The 4239-nt window shown below is 65.3% G+C and carries 2 protein-coding genes and 2 pseudogenes (1 of these 4 only partly in view); all 4 read left to right on the forward strand.

Features of this window, described 5'->3' with window-relative positions; translation table 11 throughout:
* A pseudogene (locus JF597_RS52630) lies at positions 1–281 on the forward strand (translational GTPase TypA); the annotation flags it as partial.
* Between the two features lie 371 nt (positions 282–652).
* Entirely contained in the window at positions 653–1672 is a 1020-nt protein-coding gene (locus JF597_RS52635; protein WP_294014026.1) for an ABC transporter permease, read from the forward strand.
* 99 nt (positions 1673–1771) lie between these two features.
* The gene (locus JF597_RS52640; RefSeq protein ID WP_294014027.1) at positions 1772–3577 is read left to right on the forward strand and encodes an ABC transporter substrate-binding protein; all 1806 of its coding nucleotides are present in this window, start codon (positions 1772–1774) and stop codon (positions 3575–3577) included.
* Positions 3578–3675: 98 nt separating this feature from the next.
* Positions 3676–4239: pseudogene (locus JF597_RS52645) on the forward strand (ABC transporter permease) (it continues 409 nt past the right edge of the window).

Genomic DNA, 4239 nt, shown 5'->3' on the forward strand with positions numbered 1-4239 from the left:
GCACCGAGGTGTACGAGGGCATGATCGTCGGCGAGAACTCGCGCTCCGACGACATGGACGTGAACATCACCAAGGAGAAGAAGCTCACGAACATGCGGTCGGCCTCGGCCGACTCGTTCGAGGCGATCGTCCCGCCGCGCAAGCTCTCCCTGGAGCAGTCCCTGGAGTTCTGCCGCGACGACGAGTGCGTCGAGGTGACCCCGGAAGCGGTCCGCATCCGTAAGGTCAACCTGGACGCCCGCGAGCGCGCCCGCGCCGCGAGCCGCGCCAAGCACGGCTGATCCCACCGCCGGCGAATGTCGGCAGCCCGGTTCTCCGAGACACGGGGAACCGGGCCTCAGGCGTGTCCGCCGATACCTGTCCGTGACCTATGAGTGACCGTCCGGATATCGGTAATGCGCCCAGGTGTTTCGGACATGTGAACAGAAATCCATTGCGGTATGTCCGTTTTGACGGTCTGTCGGTTCACGTGTCAAGCGCGCGCAGGTGTCAATCTTTGCAATTTTTCCTCAAAATATGGTCGGTAGGGAGATCCCTATGCCTTCCGCCCTTGACGCGCGTTGAACACTTTGGCGAAAGTTCCCCCAAACCACAGAACCTGCCGGTATCTGTGCTGCGCTCAACTCTCCAACCCCCCGGGGGAAGTACACACATGACCAGTCCAGTCGCCTTGGACCCCGAGCTCGAGACGGACGCCGAGCCTGTCAAGGGCGAGCAGAAGCTCGAGGGTCGTTCTCCCGGCCAGTTGATGTGGCAGCGCTTCAAGCGTGACCGTACCGGTGTCATCTGCGCCGTGGTAGTGATTTTGTACTTCGTGGTCTCGCTGGCCGCGCCGCTCCTGGTCAAGCTGAGCGGGACCAACCCGTACACGCTGTACGGGCAGGACCCGACCTACGCCGACAAGCCGATCCTGGATCAGTTCGGGCTGCCCCTGGGCTACTTCGGCGGCGTCTCCGGCGACCACTGGTTCGGTGTGGAGCCGCAGTACGGCCGTGACCTGTTCGCCATGCTCGTGTACGGCATGCGGACATCGCTGTTCATGGCCCTCGGTGTGACGGTCCTGCTGATGGTCACGGGCGTGATCATCGGTCTGATCGGCGGCTACTTCGGTGGTCGCACCGACTACTGGATCGGCCGGGTCACCGACTTCTTCCTGTCCTTCCCCCAGCAGCTGTTCTTCATCGCCTTCATGCCCGTGGTCACCGCGTTCTTCGTCGACCCGCGGGAGGAGACCCCCACGTACTTCCGCGCACTGGCGATGCTGATCGTGCTGTGGCTGCTGGGCTGGATGGGTATGGCGCGTCTGGTCCGCTCGACCGTGCTGTCCCTGCGTGAGAGGGAGTTCGTCGAGGCCGCCAAGGTCTCCGGTGCCTCCCCCTGGCGGATCGTCCGCAAGGAGATCCTGCCGAACGTGGTGACGCCGATCCTGGTGCAGTTCACGTTCCAGCTGCCCAGCACCATCCTCACCATCGCCTTCCTTTCCTTCGCCGGAGTCGGGTTCGTCGAGCCGACTCCGGACTGGGGACGACTGTTCGCCGCCGCTGCCAACTACACCGAGCAGGACCCGGCGTTCCTCTTCTTCCCCGGCACGGCGCTGGTGATCTTCGTCCTGGCCTTCAACCTCCTCGGAGACTCGGTCCGGGACGCTTTCGACCCCAAGTCCGGGCGGTAACTCGTCCATTGGTGGGGGGTGGCTGCCGCCCCCGCGTCGGCCTACCAGCCGCGTCAGGCAGTACTCATGGATAACAACCGACAGGTAGGTATTCGCCTCATGAAGCCCATCAGCTCGCGCAGAGCGCGCGCCGTCATCGTCGCCCTCGCGGCCGGTTCCCTGGCCCTCACGGCCTGCTCCAAGAACGAGGGCGGCGACTCCGGTACCGACTCGAAGAAGGACCAGAGCGAGGCGTCGGTCCAGTCGAAGGCGGTCACCTACGCCGACGCCGCGGGCTCGACGGGTCCTGCCGAGGAGGTCGCCGGCGCCAAGTCCGGTGGCACGATCAACGTGTACCAGGAGGCGGGCCTCTCGCACCTGGACCCGGGCCAGATCTACGTCTCCGACGCCGGCCAGGTCGCCAACCTGCTCTTCCGTCGCCTCACGCAGTTCAAGGAGGACGGCAAGGGCGGCGTCTCGGTCGTGGGTGACCTCGCCACCGACTCCGGCCAGTCCTCGGACGGCGGCAAGACCTGGACCTTCAAGCTGAAGGACGGCGTCAAGGACTCCAACGGCGCCGCCATCACGTCCGCCGACATCCGCCACACGGTCGAGCGCCAGTTCGCGAAGTTCATCTTCGACGGCCCGCCCTACCTCCAGACCTGGCTCGCCGGCAGCAAGTACGCCTCCGACTACCGCAAGCTCCTGCCGGGCGGCGGCTTCGACGGCAAGCACTTGCCGGCCTCGGTCCTGGACACCCCGGACGACAAGACCGTCGTCTTCCACTTCGACCAGGCCCGCCCGGACCTGCCGCAGACGCTGGCCATGGCCGGCTACGCCGTCGTCCCGGAGAAGACGGACACCAAGGAAAAGTACGACAAGGCCCCTGTCGCCACCGGTCCGTACAAGATCGCCTCGTACAAGATCGGCAAGGAGCTCGTGCTCGAGAAGAACACGAACTGGGACCCCAAGACCGACTCCGTCCGTCACCAGTACCCGAACGGTTTCGACTTCCAGTTCGGCATCACCGAGTCGACCCAGACCAAGCGTCTGATCGCCGACCAGGGCGAGGACAAGAGCGCCATCCAGCTCACCGGCGGCGTCGAGGCCACGCAGATCCAGGACGTCATCGGCAACGCGGCCGTCAGCAAGCGCACGGTCAAGGGCTACCAGCCCTACGTCATGCAGCTGACCTTCAACCTGACCCGCATGAAGGACCTGAAGGTCCGTCAGGCCATCACGTACGCGGTCAACTCCAAGTCGCTCATCGCGGGTGAGGGCGGCGCCTACGGCGGTGACGTGGCCCCGAACTACTTCGCCCCGACCCTGCCGGGCTACGAGGCGAACTACGACCCCTACGGTCGTCTGAAGACGCCGCAGGGCAACATCGCGAAGGCCAAGGAGATCCTCAAGACCGTCCCGGCGGCCGAGAAGAAGGTTGTCTTCGCCTACGCCAACAGCGAGAACGGCCAGAAGCGCAAGGTCGCCATCGAGGACGCCCTGACCAAGGTCGGCTTCAACGTCGTCTCCAAGGAGGTCGACGCGGCGAGCTACTACGAGCAGATCGGCAAGCTCGACAACCCGTACGACATGTACATCTCGGGCTGGGGCCAGGACTGGCCGTCGCCCGGCACGGTCATCACGCCCGTCTACGACGGCGCCCAGGTGACCGACGGTTCGCCGAACTACTCCCACGTCAAGGACGCCACGGTCGACGGCCTGATCAAGAAGGCCCTCGCCGAGGACCCGACCGCGGCCGCCAAGACCTGGAAGGAAGCCCAGCACTACCTGCTGGAGAAGATCGTCCCGGCTGCCCCGCTCTGGTACACCAAGCAGTTCCAGCTCTCCGGGTCGAGCATCGGCGGCGCCCGCTACGGCTCGGTGTCCAGCCTCATCGACATCAACCGCCTGTACGTGAAGTCGTAACTCTCTACGGCTGATCGCGGGGGTGCGCACCAGGCGGAGCGCACCCCCGCACCTCCGTGAAACCTCCCACCGTCTCCGCAGAGAGCAGCCCTCCCGCCATGTTTCAGTTCATCATCCGGCGCACGGTCGGTGCCCTGGTCACCCTGTTCCTCATCGGCGCCGCCACGTTCTTCCTGTTCGTCGCCGCGCCCTCCGACTACGCCTCCCTGGCCTGTGGCAAGGACTGCTCCCCCGCGAGACTGGAGGACATCCGCCAGGCACTCGGCCTCAACCTGCCGATCCACCAGCAGTTCTGGGACTTCATGTCCGGCATCGTGGTCGGCCGTGACTACCCGACCGGGCACTGCAGCGCGCCCTGCCTCGGCCAGTCGTTCTACTCGGGCGACATGGTCTGGTCGACGATCATGGACCGCTTCCCGACCGCCCTCACGCTCACCGCGGGCGGTGCGATCATCTTCGTCATCGTCGGTGTCGGCGCCGGCATGATCGCCGCCTACAAGCGCGGCACCCTGATCGACAAGGTCGCCACCGGTGTGTCCATGGTGCTCAGTTCGTTCCAGATCTACGTGCTCGGACCGATCGTCCTGCTGATCTTCGTGTACAGCACCGGCTGGATGGACAACCCCGCGTACCACCCGATCACCGATGACCCCTGGAAGTGG

Origin of the sequence: Streptomyces sp. (assembly GCF_019510245.1) — a bacterium.
Lineage (GTDB): Bacteria > Actinomycetota > Actinomycetes > Streptomycetales > Streptomycetaceae > Streptomyces.